The organism is Micromonospora sp. URMC 105, from assembly GCF_051386295.1.
Lineage (GTDB): Bacteria > Actinomycetota > Actinomycetes > Mycobacteriales > Micromonosporaceae > Micromonospora.
The window spans coordinates 1-3,911 of the sequence record NZ_JBPQTL010000178.1; the positions used below are offsets into that span (position 1 = coordinate 1).

Consider the following 3,911-nt stretch of genomic DNA (forward strand, 5'->3'; position numbering starts at 1 on the left):
CCGGTCACCCGCAGGGTCGGCGGGACGGCCGACCTGCACCGGGGTCCTAGGCTGTGGCACATGACCGAGCAGCGTGGCGGGCCCGTCGACGAGTCCTGTGTCCTGACCGAGGGGCCGTGGACGCACCGTTTCGTCGGCGCGAACGGCAGCCGGTTCCACGTCGTCGAGGCCGGCGCCGGTCCCATGGTGCTGTTCCTGCACGGCTTCCCCGAGTACTGGTGGGCCTGGCACCAGGTGCTGCCGGCCGTCGCCGACGCCGGTTTCCGGGCGGTCGCGGTCGACCTGCGCGGCTACGGCGCCAGCGACAAGCCACCCCGGGGGTACGACGGCTACACCCTCGCCGCCGACGTCGCCGGACTGATCCGGGCGCTCGGAGAACGGTCCGCGACCGTGGTCGGCACCGGCGCGGGCGGCCTGATCGGCTGGACGGCGGCCTCGTTCCACCCGACCCTGGTCCGCCGGCTGGTCGTCCTCGGCGCGCCGCACCCGCTGCGCCTGCGGGCCGCCATCTTCGCCGACCCGCGCGGGCAGTTCGCCGCCTCCACGCCCACTCTGAAGTTCCAGCTGCCTCGCTACGAGCACCTGCTGACCCGTGACGGCGGGGCCGCCGTCGAGGAGATGCTGCGCCGCTGGGGCGGACCGCACTGGACCCGGGGACCGGAGTTCGAGGCGTACGCCCAGCGCTGCCGGGAGGCGATCCAGATCCCGCAGGCCGCGTTCTGCGCGCTGGAGGGCTACCGCTGGGCGTTCCGGTCGGTGCTGCGGCTGCACGGCTACCGGTTCGTCCGGCTGATGCAGAAGCCGCTGGTGACCCCGACCCTGCAACTGCACGGGGCGCTGGACGCCGCCTCACTGCCGCGTACCGCCCAGGGTTCCGGCCGGTACGTCACCGCCGCGTACGAGTGGCGGCTGCTCGACGGGGTGGGGCACTTCCCGCACGTCGAGGCACCGGAGACGGTGATCGGCGAGATCCTCCGCTGGTCGAAGTCCTGACCCGTCAGACCCGCTGCTCGCGCAGGTCGGCCACCTCGTTGGCGGGCGCCCAGCCCTGGTAGACGCCGAAGTCGAACACCTCCAGGCCCATCGCCTGGGCCACCGGCCAGCGCCCGCCGGTGTACTCCACCCGCAGCCAGCCGTCGTGCTCACCGAGCACCACGAACGGCTGCCCCTGCCAGGTGCAGGTGGTGCGGACGTACGCCAGGTCCTCGATCTCGGCGGCCGGGACCACCCGCACGTGCCGGCCGGGGCGTACCTGCTCGAAGCCGTCACCCGGTTCGGGCTGGTAGATGCGCACGTCGTCGCCGTCCGGGCTGGCCTGGTACTCGCGCCCGCGCCACCGCGCCACGTAACCGTCGCGCATCACGGCTCACCCACCTGTCGCCAGAGCAGCGCGTCGCTGTCGAGAAGGGCGATCACCCGCTCGGTGCCGTCCGCGCCGATCCGCCACAGCTGCGCGCCGTGCGGCAGCCGGGCGCTGTCCACCTTGAACTCGGCCACCACCTCGCTGCTGTCACCCGGGGCGAAGCCGTTGCCCCGGAACGGCGGGCGCTCGATGACCCAGCCCTCCATCGCCCGCATCGCGGCCTCGTTCTGCCCGCCGTACGGAATCCGGTAGAGGCTGGGCCGGTACGCCGGCCAGCGCAGAACGTAGATCCGGTCGGCGTCCCGGGCGAACGGCGAGTCCGGGTAGCCGAGACCGAGCGCGTCGTGCAACTGGGCCGGGCTGTTGAGGTGCGCCAGCTCGTTGGCCCGGTGCACGAAACCGGAGACCCGGTCGTACCCGCGCTCCAGGTAGTAGGCGAGCTGGCTCGGCGCCACCGCCTTCTGCATGGTCACCGGCCGGGTCGGGTCGGTGACCTGCGGGGCGTACCGGGTCCGCTCGGCCGGTTCCTCGGCCGCGACGGGCTCGGGCTCGGGCTCCACCTCGTCCCCGAGCCCCACCTCGGCCGCCCAGTTGGCCAGGCCGACGATCTGCTCGCCCGGCAGCTTCGCCCCGACCGGGCTGCCCGGGTTGACCGCGAAGGACCACGCCTCGTCCGGCCAGCGGCGGATCAGCTGCACGAACCGGACCTCGACCGTCTCCACCGGCTCCGGGCGGTGGTCGGCCAGCCGCTCGGGCGAGGTGTGCACCACCACGTACGTCTCGCCGTCGAGTTCCTCGGTACGCCAGACGAATCCAGGATCGCCGGGACGGCTGCCGGGCGTGGAGTCCGGTGCCACCGGAAGCAGCACCCGGGCCAGCAGCAGGGTCGAGAGGAAGGTGTCGGTGCTGCCGGACCCGGCGGCGTCCAACAGGTCCTCCTCGACCGAGTTGGCGGGCTGGAACTCCTCCGCCGCCCGGGCCGACGTCTCGGCCGCGCTGACGTCGCCGCCGGCCGGAAAGATCCCGTTCGGTGGGGTGGGGTCGTCGAAGGCCGGCGAGACGGGTGCGGCGGGCGTCGCCTCGGGCGGACTCCCGAAAGCCGGGGAGACGGGTGCCGCGAAAGACGACGGCCTGCCCCCGAAGGCCGGTGAGACGGATGGGGCAGGAGACGAGGGCGTCGCCTCGGGCCGCCCACCGAAGGCGGGCGAGACGGGAGCGGTTCGGGGCGTGAACAGCGATTCCGTGCGCTCGTCGGAGATCGGGGCGAACGGCTCGGTGGGTCCCTCCCCGCCGGGGGTGGCCGGTGCCGCCGACCCGCCGGACACCGGCGCGGGCGGCTGGGTGCGCTGCTCGGGGGCCGGGAGGACCGGCTCGGCCCGCTCCACCCGGATGGGTTCCGTCCGCAGCTCGGAGGCGGTGAAGACCGGCTCGGTGCGTTGCTCGGGAGCCGGGAAGACCGGATCGGCGCGCTGGTCCGGGGCGGACGGGATCGGCTCGGTGCGGTCGTCGGCGGAGGCAGTGGACGGTCCGGCGAAGGACGACCGGGCGAAGGCCGTCCCCGCCGCGCCGGAGGAGGCGGATCCGCCGGTGCCGTTCCTGGCGACGCCGTCGGCGGTGACCGGCGAAAACGGGTCCGGTTCCGGGGTGACCGGCAGGTCCCGGGACGCGATGACGGTGCCCTCGATGACGATGGGCGTGAAGCCGCGACGCGGCGCCGGCGGCGCGGAGACCGGCTCGGCGATGGAGACCGGCAGTTCCTCCGTCGGCGGCGGCGCGGACTGCGCGGACGGGTTGGGCAGGCGCTGGGTCTGCTCCTCGTCGGACGACGGCGCGGACGGCGGCGCGGGCACGGGCTGGCGGCGCGGCAGCGCCTGGGTCGCCTCGGCGTCCGGTGCCGGCACCCGGAACGCCCGGGTGGGCTCCTCCGCCAACGGGTCGGCGCGCCGGTCGGCCGGGGCCGCTGGCCCTTCGGAACGGTCGAACTGGAACGCCCTGGTCTGCTCCTCCCCCGGCCGGACGGTCGCCGGGCGGCGCCGGGGGAACGCCTGTCCGCCGAGCCCGGGTCGCGGCGGCGGTGTGGCGCGCTCACCGGCACGCAGCGGGTCCCGCGACGCCCGGGCCGCCGCACCGCGTTCGGAGGCGGGCTCGAAGAACGAGCTGCGTCCGTTGGGCGGGCCGCCGTCCGCGGAGGGCCGCGCACCCAGGCCCTCGCCGAGGAGCCGACGCCGGGGCGAGGCCATCCAGGGCGGAACGGCCTGCCGAGCGGCGCCGTCGGGATCCGACGGCGGCGCGGCGGGCCGGCCGTTGACCGGGTCCGCCGGTGGCCGGGGCCCGTCGCCGGGTCGCGCCGCGCCGTCGGCCGGCACCTCGGGGTACGACGCGGCGGCCGGCACCTCCGGGTACGACGCAGCGGCCGGCACGACCGGCTGACCGCCGGCCGGGCGGGGTACGTTCGATGCGGGCCGATACGGGGCGGTGAACAGGGCGAGCGCGGTCGCCACCACGCCCCGGCCGAGGGCCGCCACCGGCAGTGCCACCGCGACCTGCG

Annotated in this window: 3 protein-coding genes; 1 reads left to right on the top strand and 2 read right to left on the bottom strand. The window is 75.7% G+C overall.

What is annotated here, in order from left to right; translation table 11 throughout:
* Nucleotides 1-60: 60 nt before the first annotated feature.
* Complete coding sequence (locus ACSNN7_RS28680) at nt 61-993, top strand: alpha/beta fold hydrolase (RefSeq protein ID WP_436684175.1); 933 nt, start codon at nt 61-63, stop codon at nt 991-993.
* 4 nt (nt 994-997) lie between these two features.
* On the opposite strand, the gene ACSNN7_RS28685 is transcribed toward ACSNN7_RS28680, so the two are convergent.
* Nucleotides 998-1,363, bottom strand: coding sequence for a hypothetical protein (locus tag ACSNN7_RS28685; protein ID WP_436684176.1), 366 nt, complete (start codon nt 1,361-1,363; stop codon nt 998-1,000).
* Nucleotides 1,360-3,603: an SseB family protein gene (locus tag ACSNN7_RS28690; protein ID WP_436684177.1), complete on the bottom strand. Its 2,244-nt coding sequence runs from the start codon at nt 3,601-3,603 to the stop codon at nt 1,360-1,362. The genes ACSNN7_RS28685 and ACSNN7_RS28690 overlap by 4 nt, the downstream gene beginning before the upstream one ends.
* Nucleotides 3,604-3,911: the final 308 nt, after the last annotated feature.